The organism is Sphingobacterium athyrii (genome assembly GCF_003071065.1).
GTDB classification, from domain to species: Bacteria; Bacteroidota; Bacteroidia; order Sphingobacteriales; family Sphingobacteriaceae; genus Sphingobacterium; species Sphingobacterium athyrii.
In genome coordinates this window covers 57,833-82,501 of record NZ_QCXX01000001.1, presented here as the reverse complement: position 1 = coordinate 82,501, position 24,669 = coordinate 57,833, and the positions used below count along the sequence as shown (strand labels likewise).

The following is a 24,669-nucleotide window of genomic DNA, read 5'->3' as shown; positions in this document are numbered from 1 at the left end:
AATATCTACAAAGCGGAAAGCCTTAAATAGCCTAGTTTTGAAAAAAATGATATTTTCATGAACGAATTAATTCAGCGCAGCGAGCAGTATACACTGGAAAATGTACGGTTGGAAACAGGGTTTCTTTACCGGGAAGGACAAATTATCGGAACTGATACCGCGCTTTTTTCCATAACGATAACGGATGGAAAAATACAGGAAATTCGGCCGGCCCAAACCGGTGATGGAACAGGACCATTCAATGCCAATGGAAAACTTGCTTTACCCACCTTTAGGGATATGCATATCCATCTGGATAAAACGTTATACGGTCTTCCTTGGAAAGCCGTATTTCCTAAAAACAGGACGGTGAAGGATATGATTGCACGTGAGCAGGAAATTATCCCCGAACTCCTCAAGACGTCGGTGGAAAGAGCGGAAAAACTAATTATGCTGTTACAAGGCTATGGAACTCATTTTGCAAGAACACACTTTAACGTTGACCCGACTTCGGGTACTAAATCACTGGAACATCTGCTCAGGGCGCTGGAACAGGTGAAAGCATCTTTTGGTGCGGAATTGGTTGCTTTCCCGCAACATGGATTATATTACACCGATTCAACTGGACTGATGCGTGAAATTGCCGCTTGGGACAAAGTTGACTTTATAGGCGGTTTAGATCCTTATAGTATAGACGGAAGTATCGAAAAACCGATGGACTTTACTGTTCAATTAGCCTTGGACAACAAAAAGGGAATTGATATTCACTTGCATGAGGGCGGAGAGTCCGGTGTTAAAACCATTCATTATTTAATAGATAAAGCACTTGAGAATCCGGAGCTACAGGGACGTACATTTATCAGTCATGCCTTTGCGTTGGGCTATATGTCTCCAAAGGATCTGCAATACACTGCCGAGCGTTTGGCGGCAGCCAAAGTCGGCATTGCCAGTTCGGTTCCTTTTCGGAATATGCTCATGCCATTACCGCAATTACGCAAGGCAGGAGTAGAGGTGTTGACGGGAAATGATAATGTACAGGATCATTGGGGAACTTTCGGTAGTGGAAATATGCTGCAAAAAGCGAATCTTGCTGCACAGTTGTATGGCTATGAAACGGAATATGATCTATCCCGTTGTTTGCGTTATGCTACAAATGGGAAATTACCTTTAGATGATAAAGGCAATAGAACATGGCCAAATGTAGGTGATGAGGCAAGTTTCCTATTGTTGGATGCGAGCTGTTCCGCTGAGGCAGTATCCAGGATCTCTGCTGTAGACGGACTGTTGCATAAGGGCAATATTGTAAAATGGCATCATTCGCTGCCTATTCAATCGACTTAAATACACTTATTTATAATATGATGTAGCCACTTTTTATATGCAAAAATAGAAAGTGGCTTTTTTTAGATCAGCTCAACTGTTTTTTATAGTGCCATTATTGTGCAAAGCTTGTCTTGCAATAATCAATTTTATAGTTATTCTCTTCAATAACTAGCTGTACTTCATTTTGCGTTTTTATATTATCACCATAGTCAATAAATATACTGTATTTATTTGTGTCTAACTTTTTGATAAGGACGCTATTGATTCTTAATGCATCATCATTGCCTCGGCCAAATAACCACATTTCCTGTGTATAGAGGGGATAAATATTTTTCCATTTGGCTTTATATCGCGCTTCCGCTTCGGGTAATTCGGCATCTGTCAGATTGGAAGGGCCATAAATTTCATTGGCATCCTGTAGAAATTCCGTGAAACGTGCCGTACAGATGATCTCTTCCTTGTCTAAATAATAACAATACTTCCCGGACTTTCCGTCTTCGCAGCGAAAAATGGTTTCCAGCCATTCTTTGGCCGGATCTGCAGTTGTTTTTGACGCGACCCGATCATTGTTTTTTGTACTGTCCGATAACAAGATTTTTTTTTCGTTTCTATGCATTTCCCTAGCAGGGTTATTTGTATTGTCTGAGCCCGTACAGCCTGCGGTGACAAGCAATACAGCCAATATCGCCGAAAATATTTTTATACTCATTTTAGGATGAATTCATGTTGTTTATGCAGACGTAAAATTAGTATTTATATCGGAAGTCGTTCTCATGGATTTCAGTGATATTTTTTGCTTTCGAATCGTTCATGTGCGTCAACTACGATTTGTCTTCTTCTTGTCTACGCATTCTAATTGCGCATTACCACTTGGTGGCTCTTAGATGAGATCTTGGTTTTAATTTTTTATAACTCATTATCAATAAGTTGTGATTTTATTTGTTATTTTTTTGATGTTTAATTATACTACGCAGTTTACCTGCATATTCGCTATGCGATCTTTGTCATGTCAGCGATGATAAATGTTCTTTGATGAAAATAATAGCAAAATGCTTTTAAGATATGTGCCTCTCTTTGAAGGGAGCACGAAAATACTCTCAGGTTTTGATTTGCATCCCGGTCTCCTGTTTCTGTATAGCAGGATAGTGTTGTATCCGATGGGGATTCAATATACTGATAAGATGAAAAGCATGAGAGAAGATTGCCAGGGATGAAGGTTCGAATCCTTCCCCCGAAAGGGGTAGCTCAAGGGTAGAGCATGGCATTGTCGTTGTAGGTCGCAGGTTCGACTCCTGCTCCTGAGCAATCAGGATAGTTCAGCTTGGTTAGAACAACAACTCAACCGTGTGGGTTCGAATCCCACTTCCATTTTCGGATGGAATAGCATAAGGGTATTGCACAGAATTTAGGTTCTGGATTTGAAAGTTAACCTTCTTTAAAAAGGTCAGTTAATTAAAGCTTGCTATAATTTGTCTGGTTCCGGAGAGTGCTTTGTTTCTCTTCGGGACAGTTGATGATGGGCCTGTGATCGGAAACATCTCATACAGAGCCGATACAGGAAGAGCGGATAACAGCTAGCGGTGCTAGCCGTCTTGAAGTTTCTAAGTGTAAAGATCTGTATGGGCTCTTTTTGATTCCGCCCTGCATCGATGGACAAATAATAGCAGGTTTTTTCATTAGATAATAGTATAAAACAAAAGATAGTATGAAAAGAGTACAAGTCAATGTCAATGAAATTGGATTGGTGGTTAAGAATAACCAAGTCATCCGTGTATTGGAAACCGGTAAATACTGGTTGGGTTTCGGCGAAAATCTGGAGCTATACAATAGGGCGCATTCATTTCCGTCCAACCACAACATTGATGTGCTCCTGCTGCTGGAGGGCTTTCGTGAACTGGTTGACATTGTCGAAGTGGAGGATACTGCCATTGCACTGGTTTTCTTAAACAATAATTTTGAGAAGACATTGGCGGCAGGTAGGCATATATTCTGGAAAGGTCTGCAGTCACGTAAATTTCAATTGGAGGATATTTCGGAAATCGAAATACCGGTTTCTGTCAACCGTCAATTGTTCGAAAAGCAAACCTTGGCATACTATATCCGCCAATATAAAGTGGAGCCAAACGAGAAGGGCTTACTTTTTGTTGATGGCGTGTTTACGGAAATTTTGAATCCGGGAACATATTTTTGGTGGAAGAATGCAAAAACAATCGCAGTTTCAAAAGCGGATATGCGTGTGTTGACCTTGGATGTGGTTGGACAAGAGATTCTATCGCGGGACAAAGCACAGATACGGGTCAATTTCACGTTACAATATCAAATCGTGGATATCGTGAAATCGCTGTTGGATCATAAAGAGTATGAGAAGCAATTGTATGCGGTGATGCAGTTAAATCTGCGTACCTATATCGGGCAAATGACTTTGGACGAACTGATGGAGAAGAAGACCGAGATTAGCAGCTATATTTTAGAAAATACCACTGCTTATATCGCCGGATTAGGGCTACGCTTATTGACTTGCGGTGTCAAAGATATTATTCTTCCCGGAGATGTCCGTGATATTATGAATCAGGTGCTGATCGCGGAAAAACGGGCACAGGCAAATATTATTATGCGGCGTGAAGAAACCGCCTCCACAAGAAGTTTGCTTAACACGGCGAAACTTATGGAGGAAAACAACATGTTGTTTAAATTGAAAGAAATGGAATATGTAGAAAAAATCGCGGAAAAGATCAATAGCATATCTGTTTCAGGAAATGGACAGATTGTCGATCAGTTAAAGCAATTGTTTGTTAAATAACGGGCATAGAAAGTAAATAAAGTGGAAAAAAAGAGGTGCAGGTGGCAATTGTAAAGAGGTTATTGCCACCTGTTTGGAATTCGATTGATTCCCCTCAATAACAAAAAGATAAAAAATGGAAAATAAAAGAATCAACGGCAATGACCTGATTGCATTGGGATATAAAGAAAATCATACATTGGGTGCTGCTTTGAAAATCAACAGCAAGCGACATGGTTTGACGAAAACGGAAATGCTGGACAAATTTAAAGCTGTGCTGGAAAATCCGTCCGAATATGTGGAGGATACGATATTCAGTGTACTTGCGCATGCCATATTAGGCCAGGATGCAGTAGATGCCTCCCTGATTGCCCTAAATGAAAATCCCATGGGATATACCATTTATGGAGAATCTGAAATTGAAGCGGGAGCCAAGGAGCAGATGAAAGTCGCGATGAAGCTTCCTGTTACCGTTGCCGGTGCATTAATGCCGGATGCCCATCAAGGTTATGGCCTGCCGATCGGCGGTGTACTGGCCACCAATAATGCGGTGATCCCATATGGCGTAGGGGTTGACATTGGTTGTCGAATGGCCCTGTCCATATTTGATCTGCCGGCGTCCCTTTTGGACACACATACCGATACATTAAAGGAAACTATCCTGAAACATACGCGATTTGGCGCCGGTAATGGGTATCTGAAGCACGAACGCGTGGAGCACGTAGTGTTGGAAAACACCTTGTTTTCGGAGAATAATCTGCTTGCATCGTTAAAAGATAAAGCATGGACGCAGTTAGGTTCTTCGGGGGGCGGCAATCACTTTGTGGAATTTGGAATTGTGGAATTCAATGAAAAGGATGAAGTACTGAATATTGAGAAAGGAGTTTACCTGGGCTTACTGACACATTCCGGATCCCGAGGATTGGGGGCTACCGTGGCTGCTCACTATACCAAATTGGCCAAGTCTTTATGTAAACTGCCTTATCAAGCCCAGCATCTGGCTTATCTGGACTTAGATACAATGGAAGGACAGGAGTATTGGTTGGCAATGAATCTGGCCGGTGATTACGCTTCTGCCTGTCACGAAGTTATCCACGAAAAGATAAAAGCTGCTTTGGGCGCTGAGCTACTGGCGAAAATTGAAAACCATCATAATTTCGCATGGAAAGAACGCTGGAATGACCAAGAGGTTGTGGTACACCGAAAAGGTGCTACTCCTGCGGCAAAAGGCGTCATGGGGATTATTCCCGGTTCCATGGCAACGCCGGGGTTTTTGGTTCGCGGAAAGGGAGAGATGGCGGCGATCCAATCGGCTTCCCACGGCGCGGGGCGTTTGATGAGCCGTACGCAGGCGATCAAAACGCTTTCGTCCGTTGAACTGAAAAATATTCTGACTGAACAGGGCATTACTTTATTGGGTGCGGGGATGGATGAAGCGCCTATGGCATACAAAGACATTCATACTGTCATGGCCTCCCAAGAGGAATTGGTGGATATCGTGGCTAAGTTCTCACCAAAGATTGTCCGTATGGCAGACGATGGTAGCCGTGAGGACTAGCATGGATTACTTTGTTGAAAAAGCAGTTTCATTGATAAATGAAACTGCTTTTTTGTTATTTCCTTATAAAAGGGAATTGGCCATTAACTATGGGCAACTTCCTTGTAGGTGTACACATTATAAGGGTAGATCTTTTTGGCAAGGAGTTTAGCGACAAGACTGGACAGCAGCAACGGCGCAAATAGTATATAGCCTGAAGGAACAATACTCGCAACAATAAAAATTGCTGTAAAAGGAGCATGGATGGCTGCCGAAAGCATGGCAGCTGCGCCAAACAAGGCGAAATTAATGATAATGAGCTGGGTGCCGAGATAATGGTTGCAGAATTGTGCAAAAAAGACACCAAACAATGCACCTGTTACAATACTTGGTGCAAAGACGCCACCATCACCGCCAGCGCCCAAGGTAAGCGCTGCCGCCAACGGTTTTAACAGCACTAACAAAAGCAATGGGAGAATGTATAACCAATTGACCGATCCATGCAAACTACGCTCCAGGATTTCCCCTAGACCATGATAACTGTCACCATACAATAGCGGCAGAAAGAAAATCAGTAGGCCCACGGTGATTGCTCCCAAATTGACCCGAATAAAATTATTCTTTATTCCGGCAAAGAACGATTTTGCATAGATTACAATTTTAGTGAAATACAGTGCCAATAAACCGGCTATTAATGCCAGAATGATAATATAAGGGATTGCCTGCCACCGCCATTGCTTTGCCGCGAAGTGAAATAGGGGAGCTGCATCTATATAATAAACAAAAAGAGAAGCGACAAGCATCGAACTGATACCGCTTATCATTAGTGTTTTGCTGCATTTTCTGGAAATAACTTCAAGGGCAAATAACAGACCGCCCAATGCGCTGCCAAACAATAATGTCACTCCAGCGATAACACCGGCGCAGATCAGTTCCGTCTTATAGGCCCAAGCGGGATGGAGGCGTTTATAGGCTTGATTTCCTACAGTTGCCGTTGCTACTACCGTCGAGACTTCAATCCCTGTTGATCCACCGAAAATAACGGTCAAAAAGCCATTGATATAATGGGATGGTATTTTAAAAAAAGGCAGATGATCTTTCCGTGTTTCAAGTGTCGTGTAAATCTCCTTGATCCCTTTATTTTTTCTATTTTGAAAAGCATACTTCCGGAGAAAATATATTGCTGTGATGCCGATGCTGGGCAAGATGATAAATAGTCGGTGATCCAGTTGTACAACGCTTTCCGCTATTCTTTCCTGAACATAGCCCGTGATATGTTTGAGGCTATAGGCCAATAAGCAACAGATCACGCTCACAAAAACCGAACTTCCCATTAATTTAAGGTAGCTATATCGAACAATTTTCCTGCGATGTGTGGTGGTGGCCTGCATATTATTTTGCTTTAAATCGGCACAAAGGTAAAAGATATTTTGGCGAAAATAAAAGCAAGGCGGCTCCGACATACCTATTGTTACATTGGTTGGCGGAGCCGTTCATGTTGTCAGGGTTTAACAAATTGAGCTGTTATTGTCCCGGTGGGTGTTATTCCGTGATTTTGCTTATTGGAGCCCAATGAAAATATCAACTTTAGCTTGTTCGGGATTTTGTGCGTTTTCTCCATAAACTTCAAAATCTGCTGAAAATGCACGCGGAAGATCGGCTTCCCAGATATTCAGCCATGCGTCGTAAACAATGCCCGCTTCCAGATTTCCTTCAACTTCGACATGATGGTAGACATTTTCCTCAATACGTATACCGTCCATGTCATCCGGGACATCATCGAGATGGGCAACCTTGCAGCCCAACAAAGTGGTGTAAGGTAGTGTGTGATCCTTTTCATACTCCGTATAAACACAATAGAGTGCATTGGAGACCTTGTTTGGAATCCGGTTCATGATATCATTTTCAAAAAATCGAGCCCAGAGATCAGGAATATCTTTGGCGGCCTGACTGTCCTGATTGCTTGTCCTGATTGCAATTCCAATAATATTAAAAGAAGGAATAGATCTGTTTTTCATGCGTTTTATCTTTTCTCCAAAATTAGATCCGCCAACTGACAACAGTCTGTCATCAGGAATCACTGAAATAAAAAATTATTGTTGGCGATCAAATACAACCGAAACTTTATCCGGTGCTTTAAATTAATGTGCTTTTTTCCATATCTTTTCCGAAAAAGGGAGGTACTCAGCTAACGCTGCTGATCCATACCAAGTATAGTACATTGGTTCCAGAAGTCCATTTTTGATCGTGGGATCTGTTTGTAGAAGCTCCTTTGCCTGTTCAATTGTAGTGATATTATTCAGAATAAATAGCCCCCGAAGACTGCTGTCATTTTTGCCAAATGGGCCTGCCACGATCAACTGGCCATTCTTTACCAAACGGGCGATATTTTCCATATGCCCTTTAAAACTTTCGTTAATAAGTTGTTTATCCGTAGTATTATTCTGGCCGGTTTTTAATAAAACAAAGATATAGCTTTTCATGCCATAGTCGTCTGCGCCAAGTTTGTTTGCTAAGCTCCCGTCATATTTTGTGTTTTCGCTAGGTAACTCATTTATTATTTTATGGACATCAAAAGTGTGTCCTTCTCCGGATTTTCCTTCAACTGAGATGTGCAGACGATCGCCTTCAAGTCTGGTATAGCGTATGTGCTTGGGGAAATCGTGGGCAACATTGCTAAACGAATAGGTGCTGTCCTTATAGCTTAATTCGAAATCTATTTCTTTTCCGTTGTTTTGACCGATCACTAGCGCCGAATAGATGACTTTATTGCCCAGTTTTCTAATTTTTAAGTACTCACTGATTATTTTCTGACCATTTTTTATCGCATAGGACATGCCCTTTAATTCGCTGTCGCTGACCTGGTTCCAGTGTTCGTAACTGTCTTTATTCACTACTTTCCAGGTGCCTTGGAGAAAGGTGGGAAAGGGGCTTTGTGCGGATACTGACCTGGACAAAAAGATGCAGAAAAAACTAAGCCATACGATTATTGATTTTTTCATTTCTAGCTTAAATTATGTTAAACGGGTAGTTTATTCGTGTTATTTAAAGGTGTAGTATAGCTCTAAATCCACGCGCGGCATAATAAGAGATCGCGCCATTGTGGTAGGTGAACACATGATTATAGCGCCGGTCACAAAATAGGGCACCTCCGAGTTGGCGGATGTTGGCAGGGGTCTGTATCCAGCTTGATGTTTTTAGATCAAATTCTCCCAAAGTTTGCAGCTGTCGATATTGTTCTTCCGTCAGTAGTTCGACACCCATTTGTTTGGCTGTTTCTACTGCGCTGTCGGCAGGTTTATTTTCTTTTCGGGAATCCAGTGCGGCTTGATCAAAGCACAGACTTCTTCTTCCTTTTGGGCTTTCTGTAGCGCAATCGACAAATAGATAAGCATTGCTGATTGGATCCAGGCCAATAACATCAGGTTCACCACCGCTCAGTTCCATTTGCTGTAAACTCCAGGCCTTGACTGGATTTGCTTCGATTTTTCGCTGTATCGGTTCCCAAACGAGTTGCTGATGCCTTTTCATATTATGCTCGAATCTGGTCTTAAGTACGTTTAATAATGCGGTATGCTCCGTCGCTGAAAGTGATTTTTTCATATTTGGTATAATTTGTATCTAAAATACACAATTAAATAGATCTGTTTATAGGCGATTATGGCAATCCCGTTAAATTACTTATTTACGAATTGAATTAAATTTATATTTTTACGTTCAAATTTTAAATAAAATATGGCTTCAGGAATATTTGCAATCTTAGATGATATTGCAGCTTTAATGGATGATGTTGCGGTTGCTAGCAAGATAGCGACAAAAAAAACAGCAGGAATCTTGGGTGATGATTTGGCCGTGAATGCGGAAAAAGCAACAGGTTTTTTGGCATCTCGGGAATTACCTGTCCTATGGGCGATTACCAAAGGGTCACTCATCAATAAACTGATTATCGTCCCTATAGCTTTGTTGTTGAACGTCTTTTTTCCGATCGCTATCAAATACATTTTGATTTTGGGCGGATTTTATCTGGCTTTCGAAGGGGTTGAAAAGATTATCGAATATTTGTTTCATCGGAAGCACCATGAAGGTGAAACAAACACCGAAGAAGTTATTGCAGAGAATGATATGGAAGCTGAAAAGTCGAAGATCAAGGCGGCAATCACAACAGATTTTATCCTTTCTGTGGAGATCGTTATCATCGCCTTGGGAACAGTGCTGGATAAAGGTCTGACTTTGCAGATTATTACCGTTTGTGTAGTTGCTCTTCTTGCTACGGTAGGCGTGTATGGTATCGTTGCATTAATTGTTCGGATGGATGATGCTGGATATAAGTTGATCAAAAGCGCGAACGAAAAAGGACCATTGGCCAGCTTGGGTAAACTACTGGTGTTAGCCCTTCCTTTTATTATCAAATTGTTAGCCGTGGTAGGTACCATTGCCCTAATTTTGGTTTCGGGCGGTATTTTTACCCATTACATTGATTTTCTTCATCATGCCTTGCCTGATTTTCCGGGGATAGTCAAAGAACTTTTGTTTGGACTTGGGGGCGGCATTATTGCAGTGCTACTTTTCACGATTGGTAAGAAAATTTTTGGCAAAAAGAAGATCGCAAGCGCGACGTAATTGCTGAAAAAATAGTTCATAAAAATAAACCGACTGTCTCAAAAAAAGAGGTAACTTGAATACGGTCATTCACATTTAATGCGTTACTTATCAAGACAGACCTACTTGGACAGAGATGGTCGAGCCCAACATGAAAATGCTAAGCAATGTTATGACCGTAGTCGAATCAATTGTGTGTAATATTCAGTATATCAGCTTAGGTTTAAGAACAACCTTTACGCATTACAAATTCATCTGGTATTATTTTATCGATTTATAGTCAAAAGGATACCAGATGTTTTTGACAAAACAAACAATATGAATAATAAAAAAGCATTTGTAGTTGGGTCAGGAAAACTGGCAAACGCTATACTGAAAGCAGATTTTTCCATTCCCACTGTCGAACTTCTTCCATGGCAAGCGTCCAATACAACGACATCGCCATCTATCGTTATACATGCTGGATCGGGCCGTGAACTGAAAGATTGTCTTGATTTTTGTGCGCGCACAGGCTCAGTGTTAATCGAACTGTCGACGGGGCTGGCGACCGAGAAGCTCGAGACAGCTTTTCCGCTCGTTATCTGCCCAAATACGTCCATACTATTGTTAAAAACACTTTTTATGCTCCAACAATTTGGCCATAATTTCAAGGACTATGAAATATCCATTATGGAGTCACATCAATCCTCCAAAACGACTGAGCCGGGTACCGCCTATCATTTTGCCAATTCTTTACATGTCCCTCACGAGCGCGTTATCTCTATCCGAGACGCAAAAACACAGGCCTATAAGATCAATATCCCTGTTGCCCACTTAGAAAAGCACGCCTACCACCAGATTGTCATCAAAGATAAAAATGATGAAATTAAGATTGAAACCAAGGTCCTCGGACATGATTCTTATTCAAATGGCGTTAAAAAAATAATTGAAGTCTGTTTAAAGAATAAATTGGCCAATAAAAGACATACAGTACTGGATTTAGTAGATATGGGTTTATTGTAATTAATGCTCAGTTTTGAAGCGGATTCAAACAGCAGATAAAGAATAAAGCTATTTAAATTTCTTTCGCTATGATAGCATTTTTTCAATATGGGATTTGGAGCTAACTTAGTCTTTGTATATATCTTTGCCCCGGTTTTGGCGATTTTGATATTATACTTCATTCTCACAGGAAATCGCTTCGTTGGAAAGGCAATCGTCTCGATGATTGCTGGAGCCATTTTCCTTAGCCTGTTATCCCTATTTATCCAGTGGGTCACTGCTCCGAAGATCCTGAAAAAAGAAGACTATTATGGTACATACCATGTCAAACGCGACTTATTTCCCGGAGAGCAAACAGATTGGCAGTACAATACGTATACTTTTGAAATAAAAAGCAACGATTCAATTTATTTCAAGGTCCTAAGGGCCAATAAGGTCTCCGAGATCTATCGCGGAAAGATTGAAACAATCACCCCTTATCGTTCCGCACGTTTAAAACTCTACATGGACTTTCCGACGCATCATATCCTTGATTCAGATCCGACCATATATCGAAATGCATGGGGATTCTATTTGGTATTTTATTCACCCAAGTACAATAATGTATTCTTTGAAAAAGACTGATTACGAGCGAGGTATGTTTGAGGTCCTATTATGCTATATTATGATATACGTAATGGATGAGGCTGCCTCAAAACAAGTCAGCCTCTTTATTTTTTGAAAAAAGTGTATATGAATTAGATTTCTTCTGCGACTGCTTCGGCTGCGGCGTCCAATTCGACCTGTTCACCCTTTGTATTGATTAGGATAACATCATCGGATCCCTCTTTTGTGACCGATGCTAAACCATCGCTGAAGGAAGTTGCGCCGCTGTAGATAAAAGGAATGGCAATTTTCCCCTGGCCATTCAAATAACCGTACTTACCATCTTTACTCGAAAGGAAAAGATTTGGTTCTTCGGTTATTGAAATAAAATCATAGGCTGGCGTTAGGACCTTATTTGTTTTTATGTCAACCAGGCTGTATTTGTCATTTTCGACACGAATGAAATGTGTGCCATTATTCTCCGAGATGAAGCTATAGCTTGCCGGTACAACGATTTTTCCGGCCTGATTTAGGATTCCGTATTTTTCATTTTGCTGAAAAACAGCGTAACCACCATTGATAAATGAAATCATATCATAATTGGCCGGGATAAGTACTTTACCTGCCTTGTCCAGAATACCATATTTTTCATTTGTTCCAAATAGAAACTGTTCCGAATTATCGTCATAGCTTAAATAATCGTATTGAAAAGGGATCACGGTTTTCCCCGTAAGATTGATTGCACCATATTTCTCATTTTTAAACTGGACAACACTTACCTCACCGACAAATGGTGTAATGTAATGATACTGTGCTGGCACGACGATTTGTTGCGCATCATCCTGTAACCCCATAAGACCGGAAGTACTATCCTCAAATAAGTATAGGTTTTCGGCCATCTGATTGTTTTCTTCACCCTCCTGTTCTTCGCCGTAGATGGAATCTACCTGATCATAATCCTCTGGAACGATAAAATCGTTGTCATTCAGTTGGCTGTTCGCTACACTTTGTGCCACAATATCTACGCCCAGCGGCGTGGTTACCTGTAAAACGCCACCGGGAATCTTTTTGAAAATATCAAAACCCTCCCAATAGATAACAGGCAGTTTCTCACTATACCAGATGGATAAGGTGCTATTGCCCTCGATATCTTCTATATTGGGAAGTTCGATCTGTGCCAACTTACAAGGGTAACCGGCGATATTTTTAGTTTGGCCCGGAACCAATTTGATCGAGAAGGAAGTTGCTTCATCTTCGTGTACGATGTATTTCGATAAGGACGGATAGAGTATGGTCGACTTATCTTCATTCTTTTTAGCCAGAAAAATAGATTCCTGTCCATCCGCTGAGGAGACCACTTTTATCTTGTCATTACTGACATAAGCCTCATACAAGGAGACCGGAGCTTCCTGCTCGGTACCGCTGTTAGCGTTTGTAACCACAATGGCATAATCGATTTTAAACGCTTTATTGATCTGTGCGAGAGATACTGTGCTGGCAGCCATCAAAACTGCTAATGATAAGAATGTTTTTTTCATCAGAATAATTTGCTTTTAGCGGTGAGGAAACGGTCATGAGCTTGTATGCACAACGTATAGTTGCCATTGTAAGCGCATGATAGGATCATCTACCTAAAATTGATAGGCAAATATGATGATTTAAGATAAGCTCTTTTATCCCTGAAATCCGTTATTTAGCCGATTGCTGCTTAAGGACATTTGCCGCGCGCAATATCAAAAATTCCGCTCAGTCGATCAACAATTGATATTTTGCCAATAAACCCGGTAGTTGCTCCGGTTCGAATTTACTCTTTTTCATCCGATTGGCTTCGGGATCCATTTGGATATGGACCGAGGTCCGAAAGTCACAGCCTTCCAGATTGCATTGCTCAAACCGTGCGTTCAGGAAGTTGCAATCTTTGAAGATTGCCTGTTGGAGGTTGGCTTTTTCAAAATCAACATGTTGCAATGAGCACTGTTCAAATTTGAATTTCTTCATATTACGTTCAAAAAAAGAAGCATAATCCAATGTGGTATTCTTCATTTCGATATGAAAAGAGAATGAACTACATTCGTTGAACTGGATACCTAACATCTTGCAGTCCTGAAAAATGACATGATCCAATTGTGTTCCTTTTAATTTTATATTGGATAAATTACAGGATTTAAATTCACAATTTGTAAACATCAGATCAACCATTGCAGCGTTTTGGAAATCGCAATACTCAAATGTGCATTTATAAAATTCTGTAATTTGCTGTAATTCTTTGTTGAAGTTTGCATTCGAAATAGTCTGCTCTACCAGTTCTTCCATGATTTGTCTGTCTACGTAAATATCGGGATTGACCGCAGACGAAAATACATTTTTATCATTGATAATGGAAGTATAACCGATTTAATCCCTTACATTGCCCCGAGGCCAAAAATGGCTGACTTCAGGGAGAAAAATCCCTTATTATGGGATGTAACTTTGGCAAGTTGCCAAGCTTCCTTTTGTGTTGGCGAGAAATAGTTGTCTAAATAGAACTCTGGTAGGTTTTTATATAGGTTGTGAAAGGGGCGCGATATATCGTGCCCCGTTTTATTTGCAAATTCGATATTGGTCAATAAGGCACCAAATTAATTGTTTTTTAAATATTGCCTTAATACATACTGTAAAATACCGTCATTTTTAAAGTATTCGATTTCGATAGCCGAATCCAGTCTTGCTCTGACCTGAAACGTGATTGTTTTTCCATTTTCGTGAACAGCTTTTACATCTAAAAGTTTATGCGGTGTTAGTTCATTCGCCAGGCCAGTGATGGTATAGGTTTCAGTACCGTCAAGTCCCAGCTTTTCGGCGTTCTCTCCATTGATAAAGACAAGCGGTGCTACTCCCATACCCACCAGATTGCTTCGGTGTATACGTTCAAAGCTTTCGGCAATAACCGCCCGTACACCAAGGAGAAATGTGCCTTTGGCTGCCCAATCCCGGGAAGATCCTGAACCGTATTCTTTTCCGGCCAAAACGATCAGCGGCGTATTGGTTTTGCGATATTCCATTGCTGTATCATAGACTGTTTTTACTTCATTTGTTGGGAAATACCGGCTGAAACCACCTTCCTGATCGGTAATTTTGTTTTTAATGCGCACGTTGGCAAAGGTTCCACGCATCATCACTTCATGATTACCACGTCTAGAACCATAAGAGTTGAAATCTTCTCTATTCACCTGATGGGCTTTTAGGTATTTTCCGGCTGCGGTATCTTCCTTAAAAGAACCTGCCGGCGATATATGGTCGGTTGTAACAGAGTCCCCTAAATAAAGCAATACTCGGGCATTTTTGATGTCCTCGATCGGCTGTGGAACTGCCTGTAAGTTTTCAAAAAAAGGGGATTCTTTGATGTAGGTTGAGTTATTGTCCCATTGATAATTCTGGTCAAGGTTTACTTCCAGATCTTGCCAGTCCGTAGATCCGTCAAAAATAACGTCATATACTTCCTGAAAATCAGATTGTTTGACGCATTCGTTAACTGTTTTGGTGATTTCTTCGCGGCTTGGCCAGATATCTTTTAAATAAACCGGTTGGCCATTTGGATCATAGTCCAATGGTTCTTCCATTAGATTGATATCCACTCGACCTACAAGGGCATAGGCAACAACCAACATTGGAGACATCAAAAAGTTCATTTTTACCTGCGGATGTACACGTGCTTCAAAGTTTCTATTTCCTGACAGTACCGAGGCAACAATCAATTCCCCTTTCTCCACTGCTTCAGCAATTTGGGGCGGGAGTGGTCCTGAGTTTCCAATACAGGAAGTGCAACCATAACCTACGGTGTGAAATCTTAGTGCATCAAGATCTGCATTCAGGCCTGATCTTTCCAGATATTGGGTTACTACTTTTGAACCCGGGGCCAGTGAGGTCTTCACCCAGGATTTTGTGCGCAAACCGCGTTCGATCGCATTTCTGGCCAATAGACCAGCACCGATCATCACAGTCGGATTAGAGGTATTGGTACAACTTGTTATGGCGGCAATAGCAATACTGCCGTCGCTGACAATATATTCCTTGTGATTGTGTTTGATGCGTACGGCATGTATGGACTCTGAAATAACTTCATGGGGAGAAGCATGTTCAACCGGAACCTTCCCAAAAGTAAATTCGGTCCCTGATCCACCATCTGCAAGCCAGGCTGATTCCGAACGCTGTGGCATTGGAACATATTGCCTATGGTGTTCGCTATCTAAAAGCTGTGAAAACTTATGGTTTAGATCCTTGACCAAAATTTTGTCTTGTGGGCGCTTGGGGCCTGAGACTGTCGGTTCTAGTGTGTTTAGGTCAAATTCCACTACCGAAGAGTAGGAGATCTGTTCCTTTCCCGTGCGCCAGAGCAAATTGCGCTTACAGTATTCTTCGACAATTTTAATTTCCTGTTCAGTTCGATTGGTACTGTGCATATATTCCAGCGTACGGTCATCTATGGGGAAATAGGTGACTGTACAGCCAAATTCGGGCGACATATTGGATATGGTGGCGCGGTCTGTCACTGATAGTGTATCCAATCCTTCTCCGAAGACCTCAACAAATTTTCCGACAACTCCCTTATCGCGTAAGATTTTTGTAATCGAAAGAACCATATCAGTTGCGGTACAGATATCCGGAATTTTGCCTGTAAGTTTGAGTCCGATTACTTCCGGACAGGTGAAGAAGATGGGTTGTCCCAGCATGGCGGCTTCAGCTTCAATGCCACCCACACCCCAGCCCAGAACACCGATACCATTCACCATCGGGGTATGTGAATCGGTACCCACCAAGGTGTCCGGAAAAAGCCAATTATCACGGGCAATAACACCCTTGGCAAGGTATTCTAAGTTTACCTGATGACAGATTCCCATTCCCGGCGGCACGACAGTGAAATTTTTTAAACCTTTTTGCGCCCATTTTAAAAGCTCATAACGCTCCCGATTGCGCTCATATTCCAATTCGACATTTTTGTCGTAGGAGTATTCTGTTCCAAAATAATCCACCTGCACGGAATGGTCAATCACCAGATCAACCGGAATTGCCGGATTGATCTTCTGTCCATCCTTGCCATGTCGAATAAATTCAGCCCTTAAGGAAGCCATGTCCACAACAGCAGGAACGCCCGTAAAATCCTGCATCAGAATGCGTGCCGGCTTAAATGGAATATCTTTATCAACGGGTTGCGGAGACCAGCCGATCAACGTGCTGACATGTTCATCCGTTATACTAAATCCATCATGATTACGTAATACATTTTCCAGAAGAATTCGGATACTGAATGGGAGGTGCTCAATATTACCTTCTGGTAGATCCCTTAAGGAGCTATACTGATACACTCTTCCATCGATTTCGATTTCCTGAGTTGATTTTTCCTTGCTCATATTGATTACTTATTATATACTATATAATAACCATATCCGTAAATTTGTTTGTAATAACTTTTAGACATATTATTTCTTTCAGTTGTTGAACTGTACAAAAGCAGCCATTCGGATCAGGAAAACTCGGATTAATATTTTATTTGGATTAAATGTTTGATTATTAGTTGATTATATTGTGTGGTGTCAAGATTTAATTCTTTTAATCAGACGGTTTTTAAACCGTTTGGTATCCGCGGAACGATAAAATTGGCGGATCAGCTGGAGCCAGCGTTGCGTTGGAGAACGTTGATATTTGTTTGTTTTGTACGAAAGGTACAATCATTTGCCAGATCAGACGTTTAAGTTAATGTCCTTTTATTGGAGAAAACAAGATGAAAATAAAAAATACATTCAGATTGATTGCCGCTAGCTTATTGCTTTCTATACCATTTGTCCACACAGCGTCCAGCTATGCGCATCCCGGAGAACAAAAGGAAAAAACAGTCCTGTTAAACAAGAATGCGGAGGTTAGCTTTAAAGACAGCAAGGGAAATGTTGTTTCGTTAAATCAGCTCAAAGACAAGGTTGTCCTGATCAATCTTTGGGCGACATGGTGTTCCCCCTGTCTGGCGGAAATGCCTTCTCTGGACAAACTGTATAAGGATTTTCAGGGGAATAGCAAAATCGTTTTTTTGTCTGTGGACGTTGACGGTAATCTGAAATCTTCTGCGAAGTTTCTAAAAAAGCGGAAGTATAGTCTTCCGGTCTATCAACTGAATTCGGCATTGCCAAAAGAATGGAGTACGACAAGTATACCGACCACCATTATCCTGGATAAAGCGGGCAAATTGGTCAACAAGCATGTTGGCGGGATGAACTTCGGATCAGTGAAGTTTAGAAAGGCCTTAAAACAATTAAGTGAAGAATAAGTTGGAAGGTAATTGAATCTGCTCATTCGGTGCAAACTTAAATTTACGGATTCATTTATTATTCTGCCATTTTCTTGCTAATTTTGCATGCTAATTGTATAAGGAGAATTTATATATGCCAGTCAAACTTCCTAATAACCTTCCTGCGATAGAACTTTTAAAAAAGGAGAATATCTTTGTCATGAGTGACCTGAGAGCAAATGAGCAGGATATTAGACCATTACGTGTTTTGGTCCTTAATCTGATGCCGCTTAAGATCACAACGGAGACCGATTTTATTCGTTTACTTTCCAATAATCCTTTGCAAGTGGAGATGGAGTTTCTTCGACTGGAAACCCACGTATCCAAAAATACACCTGAGGAACACCTGGAGATGTTTTATAAAAGCCTGAGTGAAGTGAAAGAGAACTTTTACGACGGTATGATCATCACGGGAGCACCTGTGGAAATGGTTCGATTTGAAGAGGTGACTTATTGGAATGAGATCCAGACAATCTTTGACTGGGCCAGGACGCATGTAACGTCGAGCTTATATATCTGTTGGGCTTCACAGGCTGCGTTATACCACTTTTATGAGGTTGAGAAGAAACCTTTGGAAGAAAAGCTTTTTGGTGTATTCAAACATACGGCGCTCGACAAAAGACATCCATTATTCCGTGGATTTGACGATGAGTTTTTTATCCCGCATAGCCGGCATACAACTATCGAGAAAGAAGATTTGCTAACAAAAAACGGCGTAGAAATTCTTTCTGAATCTCCCGAGGCTGGCATTGCAATCGCATCTTCCCGTGGTGGACGTGAGTTTTATCTGACCGGTCATTCCGAGTACGCACCTTTTACATTGGATGAAGAATATAAAAGAGATTTAGAAAAGGGCCAGACTATACGTATGCCAGCGAACTATTATCGCGATGACAATCCTGACAATCAACCTTTGGTACGATGGACGAGTCATGCAAACTTATTATTCAATAATTGGCTTAACTATTTTGTTTACCAGGAGACGCCTTTTGATTTAAAAGATGTCGTTCACCTGGGAGAGATCAGACAGAAGGACTGAACACAAATTTTAGCCTAAGCAAACAAAATAGGTCGACGGAGCATTCTATCTATATAAAGTAGGTCGTATGAAAAGAATGTCTATACTATTTTGTCTGCTCTCTTTCTTTGTGTCGCTATATGCGGACGTACCAATTGAGGAAAATCAAAAGCTCAGAGAGGCAAACGGCACCTTATGGTATGCCAATCCATGGATTTGGCTGGGCGGCGTGGCGCTGTTTCTGATTGTCTTCCTCCTTCTTCTCCGTAAATCAACGAGAAACAAGACGCAGACATAATGAAATGTATATTATTTTAGTTATCCGCAAAACTATGTTCTGTATAACGAACAATAGCAAAACTTTTCTTAAGTTTGTGTGGATAGATAACAAACTAAAATATCATATGAAGAGAAGTATACTGTTAGCTGCTTTGCTGGCATGCGGTTCTTTTGCCGGTTATGCCCAAAACAATGCGATCAATGTAGACTACATGGATAAAACCGTTCGTCCGCAGGATGATTTCTACAATTTTGTAAATGGTCAGTGGATGAAAACTATTAAGATACCATCCGATAAAGCGCGTTGGGGATCTTTTGATGAGTTACGTGAGAATACAGATATTGCCACGCTAAAAGTGTTGCAAGAGTCGTTATCTGGCCAGTTTCCAAAAGGAACTGATAACCAGAAGATCGGCGATCTGTACAGATCCTTTGTAGACATGAAAACACGTGACAAAGTTGGCTTGGCGCCTGTTCAGCCCTATTTGACAAAAATCAATGCGATAAAGAATTTTGATGACCTTTATAAATATCTGGTAGAGGTTGCACCTATAGGAGGCAATCCTTTCTTTGGTGGCTATGTCTATGGACATCTCAAAAATTCGAATGTCAATACGGTTTACCTGGGTGGGGGAAGTTTGGGTTTAGGCCGTTCTTATTACCAGGTAAAAGACCAAAAAAATGAAGAGACCTTAAAGGACTATTCAAATTATATTTCAGCACTTTATGCCAAGTCAGGTCAACGCACGAGAGATCTTAAAGGTCCTAAAATTGTCGCTTTTGAAAAAGAATTGGCTGCTAACCTAAAAACGGTCGAACAGTCGCGGGACGCAAACGGCCGCTACAATCCGGTGGCAGTTGCTGATCTGAAGAAGATGGTAAAAAATGTCGATATTGCTAAATATCTGGGTGACGTTGGATTTAAAGCGGATACCGTTATTGTACCTGAACTGAAATACTACCAAAATTTAGATAAGATCTTCAACCCGGGGAACCTTCCGGTCATTAAAGATATATTAACATTTCATGTATTAAATACCGCTGCTTCGTATACGACACAGGAATTAAATGATCTTTCTTTTGATTTCTGGGGGCGTAAGCTGAAAGGGCAGAAGGAGCAACGTGCGCTGGATAAACGGGGAGTAGAGTTCGTGAATTCTATTGCCGGAGAACTTTTGGGAAAGCTTTATGTGAAGGAGAATTTTCCACCACAGGCGAAAGCTGACGCTGAAGAACTGGTAAGCTACCTTGTAAAAGCATTTGGGCAACATATCAATGGTTTAACATGGATGTCCGCAGATACAAAAGTGAAGGCGCTTGAAAAACTGTCGAAGTTTAAAGTGAAGATCGGTTATCCGGATAAATGGAAAGATTATAGCAAACTTGATGTTAGTACTTCGCTTTACGAGAATGTCTTATCATCCAGCAAGTGGTCTTTTTACGAGAACCTTGCGAAACAGGACAAACCAGTTGATAAATCTGAATGGGGCATGACACCACAGACAGTCAATGCCTATTATAGTCCGTTGTTTAACGAAATTGTATTCCCGGCCGCAATTCTTCAGCCTCCTTTCTATGATTACAAAGCGGATGCAGCCGTTAATTTTGGAGGTATCGGTGCCGTCATAGGGCATGAACTATCGCACGGTTTTGATGACCAGGGAGCAAAATACGATGGAAACGGAAATTTGAATAACTGGTGGACGGATGGCGACAAGGCTAAATTTGAGGCAGCGGCAGATGCCCTTGTGAAACAATTTGAAGCCTATGAGCCAGTTCCGGGAGTTTTTGTGAACGGTCGTTTTACCTTAGGTGAGAATATTGGTGATTTGGGCGGTTCTTCTGTTGCCTTCGATGCATTGCAGCTTTATTTAAAAGATAAAGGAAATCCCGGTCTGATCGATGGATTTACACAAAACCAACGTTTTTTCCTTTCTTGGGCTACTATTTGGAGAACAAAAACAACTGATGAGTTTGTTGTGAATCAGGTAAAAACAGATCCACATTCTCCTGCGCAATATCGGGCTTTTGCGCCGATTATCAATTTAGATGCGTTTCATGCAGCGTGGGAAACGAAAGAGGGTGACAAGATGTTTGTCCCGATGGACAGGCGTATTAAGATCTGGTAGGAAAAGCTCCGGATCTTGTTGATAAAACAAGGGGGCATTTCATTTGAAATGCCCCCTTGCTGTTTATTGCATCCATTTTAGGACAAGGTAGAAACCAAGTCCCGTGAAGGAAAGTGTCAGCGCTGTTGCCCACCATAGTGTGGTGAAACCAAAGGAGTCAACAATAGATGTCCCGAGCAGTGGCGAAAAAATATTTGCCGCAGAAAATGCCAGGGAATTGAAACCCATATATGCGCCTTGTGTTTTTGGGGTAGAGCGGTTAACGGATACAGTAGCCATAAATGGCAATGTTAGCATCTCACCGAGACCAAAAATAAAGAAGGTGAAATATAACCAGCCAAGTCCGCCCATATAATTCAGCATGGCATATGAACTGGCGCATAGAAATGTACCAAACACCAGGGTGCTGATCAGTGAAAATCTCTTTTCAGCGACATGAACAACAAACATCTCCAGTAAAACAATCACAAAACCACTCCAGCCCAATAGGAATCCGATCTGATGGTCATCAAGGTGATGCACTTCGCGATAGAATATCGGCAAGGTTGTAATTAACTGGAAAAAACAAAATGAAAAAATACAGCAGAAGATATTAAACAGCACAAAGGGAACATCCGTATAGGGGTTACGGCTTTGGTTTGCCACCTCGCTGTGTGCCAAAGCGTCTTTTTTTGCTTTAACATCCGTTCTTTTTTGCCTTTTGTTAAAAAAGATAAAGAAAATTACTGCTGCACATAGCACGGCAAAGGAGTTCCCATAGAAAATCCAGTTAAACGAAATTGTGGCGAGGAAACCGGCAACGGCGGGGCCAATTGAAAATCCCAGGTTGATAGCCAGTCTGTTTAGTGAAAAGGCACGGGTTATATTTTCGGGCTTTGCATAGCTGGCCACGGAAACAGAATTCGCCGGTCTAAATGCATCAAAAATCAGACTTAGCGTAAAGATCATGACGGACAGAGATTGAACTTCTTTAAAATAGGGGATTAATAGAAATAAGGGTGAAGCCAATACCAGGCTTCCGAATTGCACCTTAAAACTGCCGATCCGATCTGTCAGCCATCCGCCGATATAGGAACCGCATACAGAACCTATACCGTAGCTCATCAGGACAATTCCGACTTGCTTAATATCAAAATGAAGTACCTGCGTCATGTAAAGTCCCAGGAAGGGGATGACCATGCTACCCATTCTATTGATCAACATAACAATGGCCAAAAGCCAGGCTGCCTGCGAAAGGCCTTTAAAAGAATCCAGGTATATGGATATAATTTTTTTCATGCAAATAATTTGCTTTTTAGATGGTGTTGATTTTTATAAGCGCTTTGTTGTCATTCCGATAGGAGGAGCAGCCCGGGGCTTATAAAAGCTATAACTCATTTTGATAAAAAAATGCCAAATTGATTGGTCAATTTGGCATCTATTATAAATTGATAACGTTTATGCCAATAGTGACTCTTCGATTGACGGGTTAACCTGATAGGTACTTGCAATCATCTGTTTTTTACCTGAACCGGGTTCCATAATGAAATCAATTCGGCCGAGGTTAATGCCTGCAAACCCCACTTGGTTGATCACTGTCTGCGTTCCTTTTAAATTTGTGACCAAGGTCGGTTCGTTTAAAAAAGTATGTGTATGACCGCCGATGATCAGATCAATATCTGATGTTTTGGAGGCGAGTACTAGATCTGAAACCTTATCATTCTCATATTGATATCCAAGGTGTGAAAGACAGATTATAAGATCGCACTTATGTTTTTCCTTTAGGATTTTAACCATTTTGTTCGCGATTTGGATCGGATCCAGATAGCGCATGCCCTTATAATTATTGGGATCTACCAGACCTTCGATATCAACACCAAGTCCAAATACACCTATTTTAATGCCACCTTTATGGAAAATGGTATAATCCTGTGTCCTTCCTTCGAGCACCGTGCCTTTAAAATCGTAGTTGGCGGTCAGAAAAGGGAATTTGGCGTGATCCAGGTATTTGACGAGCCCATCCAGACCATTGTCAAACTCGTGATTACCAAAAGTCCCGGCATCATATCCTAATTTCGTCATGAGATCCAATTCCAGTTTACCTCCAAAAAGGTTAAAATATGGTGTTCCCTGAAACATGTCGCCGGCATCCAGCAAAAGAAGGTTCTTTTCTTCCTTGCGGATTTTATTGATCAATGTGCTGCGGCGGGCCACACCACCCAGTCCCTGGTACTTACCACCGTCCATTGGAAAGGGCTCAATGCGGCTATGTACGTCGTTTGTATGTAAAATGGTCAATTTGATCTTTTTACGTTCTGCCGCCGCCTGAAAAGGTAATGAACCCAAAGCAAGTGCCGCGGAAAATCCACCGGCTTGCTTGATAAACGTTCTCCGATTAATTGATTTTAATTCTTCCATCTAATTCCGCATTTACTTGTTTACCTGCTTTTGTTAATTCACTTACATATTCTATCAAACCTTCACGCATCCGTTGGGGGTAGTTGGTTCTGGAGACCGATTGCGTCAATAACACGAGGTTATCACCACCATTGGCCAGGTAATCATAGGTGACCAGTTTGTATAATTTGTTGTCATCGATGGGCTGTCCTTTAATTTTGATGTCCTGCACCTTGTTGCCTGTTATCGTTAAGGTCATACCTGCAATGGGCTGGCCATGTGTGGTGGCGATATAATCTGCAAGCTGACGTATTTGGCTGCCTTTTAGTTCGATAATCGTCAATGTATTTTCAAAGGGCATTACTTCAAAAATATGCCCCACAGTGATATCTCCTGCCTTGAGATCGTTACGGATTCCCCCTTTGGTTGCAAAGGCCAGATCCGCGGGATTATGGGCATAATGTGCGCTCATCCATAATAATGCTTCACAGAAAAAATTCCCCATTAAGGTTTCGGGAGTCTTTTCTTTCGTGAGGGCCTTGTCGGCGTGTCCGATAACGCGGTTCATTTCAGCTTCCATCTTTTGCTTGAACGGCTCATAGATGGAAACGACAGTAGGATCTGCTTGTACCTCCTTATTAATATGATATTGCTGGAAATCCTTCTGTGTAGGGTGGAGTTGCTTTGAGCAACCGGTGACCATCAAAAGCGAAGCGACTCCAAGACTACCAATAAAGGCAATTTGCTTTGATATATTCATTATAGTTA

General features: G+C 41.4%; 21 protein-coding genes and 1 tRNA gene. 11 read left to right on the top strand and 11 right to left on the bottom strand.

From position 1 onward, the window contains the following. The first annotated feature begins 57 nt into the window (after nucleotides 1–57). On the top strand, nucleotides 58–1,320 hold the full coding sequence (locus tag DCO56_RS00370) for an amidohydrolase (RefSeq protein WP_108631809.1): 1,263 nt from the start codon (nucleotides 58–60) through the stop codon (nucleotides 1,318–1,320). A 94-nt stretch (nucleotides 1,321–1,414) separates the two neighbouring features. Here the strand turns inward: DCO56_RS00370 and DCO56_RS00365 are convergent, their stop codons facing one another. Further along, nucleotides 1,415–2,011 carry a hypothetical protein gene (locus tag DCO56_RS00365; protein ID WP_108631808.1) on the bottom strand — a complete coding sequence of 199 codons (597 nt, stop codon included), beginning with the start codon at nucleotides 2,009–2,011 and terminating at the stop codon, nucleotides 1,415–1,417. Between the two features lie 530 nt (nucleotides 2,012–2,541). Between DCO56_RS00365 and DCO56_RS00355 the strand changes: the two genes are divergently transcribed. The 3 genes from DCO56_RS00355 to DCO56_RS00345 all read left to right on the top strand — a co-directional run bounded on the left by DCO56_RS00355 (nucleotide 2,542) and on the right by DCO56_RS00345 (nucleotide 5,639). Next, nucleotides 2,542–2,604 (top strand) — tRNA-Asp (locus tag DCO56_RS00355). Between the two features lie 403 nt (nucleotides 2,605–3,007). Beyond that, a complete protein-coding gene (locus DCO56_RS00350; protein ID WP_108631806.1) occupies nucleotides 3,008–4,102 on the top strand; it encodes a slipin family protein in 1,095 nt (364 codons plus the stop codon). 115 nt (nucleotides 4,103–4,217) lie between these two features. Continuing rightward, nucleotides 4,218–5,639, top strand: coding sequence for an RtcB family protein (locus DCO56_RS00345; RefSeq protein ID WP_108631805.1), 1,422 nt, complete (start codon nucleotides 4,218–4,220; stop codon nucleotides 5,637–5,639). A gap of 83 nt (nucleotides 5,640–5,722) precedes the next feature. Here DCO56_RS00345 and DCO56_RS00340 read toward each other — a convergent pair whose 3' ends face one another. From DCO56_RS00340 to DCO56_RS00325, 4 genes are all read right to left on the bottom strand, one after another. Continuing rightward, nucleotides 5,723–6,952, bottom strand: a complete 1,230-nt coding sequence (locus DCO56_RS00340; protein WP_108632880.1) for a chloride channel protein — start codon at nucleotides 6,950–6,952, stop codon at nucleotides 5,723–5,725. A 225-nt stretch (nucleotides 6,953–7,177) separates the two neighbouring features. After that, nucleotides 7,178–7,636, bottom strand: a complete 459-nt coding sequence (locus DCO56_RS00335) for a GyrI-like domain-containing protein (RefSeq protein WP_108632879.1) — start codon at nucleotides 7,634–7,636, stop codon at nucleotides 7,178–7,180. A 123-nt stretch (nucleotides 7,637–7,759) separates the two neighbouring features. After that, nucleotides 7,760–8,620 carry a DUF6265 family protein gene (locus DCO56_RS00330; RefSeq protein WP_219929278.1) on the bottom strand — a complete coding sequence of 287 codons (861 nt, stop codon included), beginning with the start codon at nucleotides 8,618–8,620 and terminating at the stop codon, nucleotides 7,760–7,762. Nucleotides 8,621–8,663: 43 nt separating this feature from the next. Then, on the bottom strand, nucleotides 8,664–9,221 hold the full coding sequence (locus tag DCO56_RS00325) for a DUF4256 domain-containing protein (protein ID WP_108631804.1): 558 nt from the start codon (nucleotides 9,219–9,221) through the stop codon (nucleotides 8,664–8,666). 132 nt (nucleotides 9,222–9,353) lie between these two features. On the opposite strand from DCO56_RS00325, the gene DCO56_RS00320 reads away from it, so the two are divergent. From DCO56_RS00320 to DCO56_RS00310, 3 genes are all read left to right on the top strand, one after another. Then, nucleotides 9,354–10,238 carry a DUF808 domain-containing protein gene (locus DCO56_RS00320; protein ID WP_108631803.1) on the top strand — a complete coding sequence of 295 codons (885 nt, stop codon included), beginning with the start codon at nucleotides 9,354–9,356 and terminating at the stop codon, nucleotides 10,236–10,238. Between the two features lie 297 nt (nucleotides 10,239–10,535). After that, complete coding sequence (locus tag DCO56_RS00315) at nucleotides 10,536–11,219, top strand: dihydrodipicolinate reductase C-terminal domain-containing protein (protein ID WP_108631802.1); 684 nt, start codon at nucleotides 10,536–10,538, stop codon at nucleotides 11,217–11,219. Nucleotides 11,220–11,306: 87 nt separating this feature from the next. After that, the gene (locus DCO56_RS00310) at nucleotides 11,307–11,822 is read left to right on the top strand and encodes a hypothetical protein (RefSeq protein WP_108631801.1); all 516 of its coding nucleotides are present in this window, start codon (nucleotides 11,307–11,309) and stop codon (nucleotides 11,820–11,822) included. A gap of 113 nt (nucleotides 11,823–11,935) precedes the next feature. On the opposite strand, the gene DCO56_RS00305 is transcribed toward DCO56_RS00310, so the two are convergent. From DCO56_RS00305 to acnA, 3 genes are all read right to left on the bottom strand, one after another. After that, nucleotides 11,936–13,321, bottom strand: a complete 1,386-nt coding sequence (locus tag DCO56_RS00305) for a WG repeat-containing protein (protein WP_108631800.1) — start codon at nucleotides 13,319–13,321, stop codon at nucleotides 11,936–11,938. A 208-nt stretch (nucleotides 13,322–13,529) separates the two neighbouring features. After that, nucleotides 13,530–14,096: a pentapeptide repeat-containing protein gene (locus DCO56_RS00300; protein ID WP_108631799.1), complete on the bottom strand. Its 567-nt coding sequence runs from the start codon at nucleotides 14,094–14,096 to the stop codon at nucleotides 13,530–13,532. Nucleotides 14,097–14,401: 305 nt separating this feature from the next. Further along, nucleotides 14,402–17,170 (bottom strand): aconitate hydratase AcnA, encoded by a 2,769-nt coding sequence (gene acnA, locus DCO56_RS00295; RefSeq protein WP_181390417.1) that lies wholly within the window; start codon nucleotides 17,168–17,170, stop codon nucleotides 14,402–14,404. Nucleotides 17,171–17,541: 371 nt separating this feature from the next. On the opposite strand from acnA, the gene DCO56_RS00290 reads away from it, so the two are divergent. From DCO56_RS00290 to DCO56_RS00280, 4 genes are all read left to right on the top strand, one after another. Next, the gene (locus tag DCO56_RS00290; RefSeq protein WP_108631797.1) at nucleotides 17,542–18,078 is read left to right on the top strand and encodes a TlpA family protein disulfide reductase; all 537 of its coding nucleotides are present in this window, start codon (nucleotides 17,542–17,544) and stop codon (nucleotides 18,076–18,078) included. 115 nt (nucleotides 18,079–18,193) lie between these two features. Further along, nucleotides 18,194–19,138: a homoserine O-acetyltransferase MetA gene (gene metA, locus DCO56_RS00285; RefSeq protein WP_108631796.1), complete on the top strand. Its 945-nt coding sequence runs from the start codon at nucleotides 18,194–18,196 to the stop codon at nucleotides 19,136–19,138. Nucleotides 19,139–19,205: 67 nt separating this feature from the next. Beyond that, complete coding sequence (locus DCO56_RS28995) at nucleotides 19,206–19,415, top strand: hypothetical protein (protein ID WP_146190949.1); 210 nt, start codon at nucleotides 19,206–19,208, stop codon at nucleotides 19,413–19,415. 106 nt (nucleotides 19,416–19,521) lie between these two features. Further along, nucleotides 19,522–21,525, top strand: coding sequence for a M13 family metallopeptidase (locus DCO56_RS00280; protein ID WP_108631795.1), 2,004 nt, complete (start codon nucleotides 19,522–19,524; stop codon nucleotides 21,523–21,525). Nucleotides 21,526–21,588: 63 nt separating this feature from the next. On the opposite strand, the gene DCO56_RS00275 is transcribed toward DCO56_RS00280, so the two are convergent. The 3 genes from DCO56_RS00275 to DCO56_RS00265 all read right to left on the bottom strand — a co-directional run bounded on the left by DCO56_RS00275 (nucleotide 21,589) and on the right by DCO56_RS00265 (nucleotide 24,661). Next, entirely contained in the window at nucleotides 21,589–22,803 is a 1,215-nt protein-coding gene (locus tag DCO56_RS00275; protein ID WP_108631794.1) for an MFS transporter, read from the bottom strand. Nucleotides 22,804–22,962: 159 nt separating this feature from the next. Further along, a complete protein-coding gene (locus tag DCO56_RS00270; RefSeq protein WP_108631793.1) occupies nucleotides 22,963–23,922 on the bottom strand; it encodes a bifunctional metallophosphatase/5'-nucleotidase in 960 nt (319 codons plus the stop codon). Next, nucleotides 23,900–24,661, bottom strand: a complete 762-nt coding sequence (locus DCO56_RS00265) for a 5'-nucleotidase C-terminal domain-containing protein (RefSeq protein WP_241254993.1) — start codon at nucleotides 24,659–24,661, stop codon at nucleotides 23,900–23,902. The genes DCO56_RS00270 and DCO56_RS00265 overlap by 23 nt, the downstream gene beginning before the upstream one ends. Between the last annotated feature and the right edge of the window lie 8 nt (nucleotides 24,662–24,669).

Excerpts from the sequence above, each read along its gene's own strand:
- DCO56_RS00310 (WP_108631801.1), top strand. The coding sequence starts at position 11,307 with ATGGGATTTGGAGCTAACTTAGTCTTTGTATATATCTTTGCCCCGGTT.
- DCO56_RS00290 (WP_108631797.1), top strand. The coding sequence starts at position 17,542 with ATGAAAATAAAAAATACATTCAGATTGATTGCCGCTAGCTTATTGCTT.
- DCO56_RS00300 (WP_108631799.1), bottom strand. The coding sequence starts at position 14,096 with ATGGAAGAACTGGTAGAGCAGACTATTTCGAATGCAAACTTCAACAAA.
- DCO56_RS00305 (WP_108631800.1), bottom strand. The coding sequence starts at position 13,321 with ATGAAAAAAACATTCTTATCATTAGCAGTTTTGATGGCTGCCAGCACA.
- DCO56_RS00315 (WP_108631802.1), top strand. The coding sequence starts at position 10,536 with ATGAATAATAAAAAAGCATTTGTAGTTGGGTCAGGAAAACTGGCAAAC.
- DCO56_RS00330 (WP_219929278.1), bottom strand. The coding sequence starts at position 8,620 with ATGAAAAAATCAATAATCGTATGGCTTAGTTTTTTCTGCATCTTTTTG.
- acnA (WP_181390417.1), bottom strand. The coding sequence starts at position 17,170 with ATGAGCAAGGAAAAATCAACTCAGGAAATCGAAATCGATGGAAGAGTG.
- DCO56_RS00265 (WP_241254993.1), bottom strand. The coding sequence starts at position 24,661 with ATGAATATATCAAAGCAAATTGCCTTTATTGGTAGTCTTGGAGTCGCT.
- DCO56_RS00335 (WP_108632879.1), bottom strand. The coding sequence starts at position 7,636 with ATGAAAAACAGATCTATTCCTTCTTTTAATATTATTGGAATTGCAATC.
- metA (WP_108631796.1), top strand. The coding sequence starts at position 18,194 with ATGCCAGTCAAACTTCCTAATAACCTTCCTGCGATAGAACTTTTAAAA.
- DCO56_RS00325 (WP_108631804.1), bottom strand. The coding sequence starts at position 9,221 with ATGAAAAAATCACTTTCAGCGACGGAGCATACCGCATTATTAAACGTA.
- DCO56_RS00320 (WP_108631803.1), top strand. The coding sequence starts at position 9,354 with ATGGCTTCAGGAATATTTGCAATCTTAGATGATATTGCAGCTTTAATG.
- DCO56_RS00365 (WP_108631808.1), bottom strand. The coding sequence starts at position 2,011 with ATGAGTATAAAAATATTTTCGGCGATATTGGCTGTATTGCTTGTCACC.
- DCO56_RS00340 (WP_108632880.1), bottom strand. The coding sequence starts at position 6,952 with ATGGGAAGTTCGGTTTTTGTGAGCGTGATCTGTTGCTTATTGGCCTAT.
- DCO56_RS00370 (WP_108631809.1), top strand. The coding sequence starts at position 58 with ATGAACGAATTAATTCAGCGCAGCGAGCAGTATACACTGGAAAATGTA.
- DCO56_RS00270 (WP_108631793.1), bottom strand. The coding sequence starts at position 23,922 with ATGGAAGAATTAAAATCAATTAATCGGAGAACGTTTATCAAGCAAGCC.
- DCO56_RS00350 (WP_108631806.1), top strand. The coding sequence starts at position 3,008 with ATGAAAAGAGTACAAGTCAATGTCAATGAAATTGGATTGGTGGTTAAG.
- DCO56_RS00345 (WP_108631805.1), top strand. The coding sequence starts at position 4,218 with ATGGAAAATAAAAGAATCAACGGCAATGACCTGATTGCATTGGGATAT.
- DCO56_RS00280 (WP_108631795.1), top strand. The coding sequence starts at position 19,522 with ATGAAGAGAAGTATACTGTTAGCTGCTTTGCTGGCATGCGGTTCTTTT.
- DCO56_RS28995 (WP_146190949.1), top strand. The coding sequence starts at position 19,206 with ATGAAAAGAATGTCTATACTATTTTGTCTGCTCTCTTTCTTTGTGTCG.
- DCO56_RS00275 (WP_108631794.1), bottom strand. The coding sequence starts at position 22,803 with ATGAAAAAAATTATATCCATATACCTGGATTCTTTTAAAGGCCTTTCG.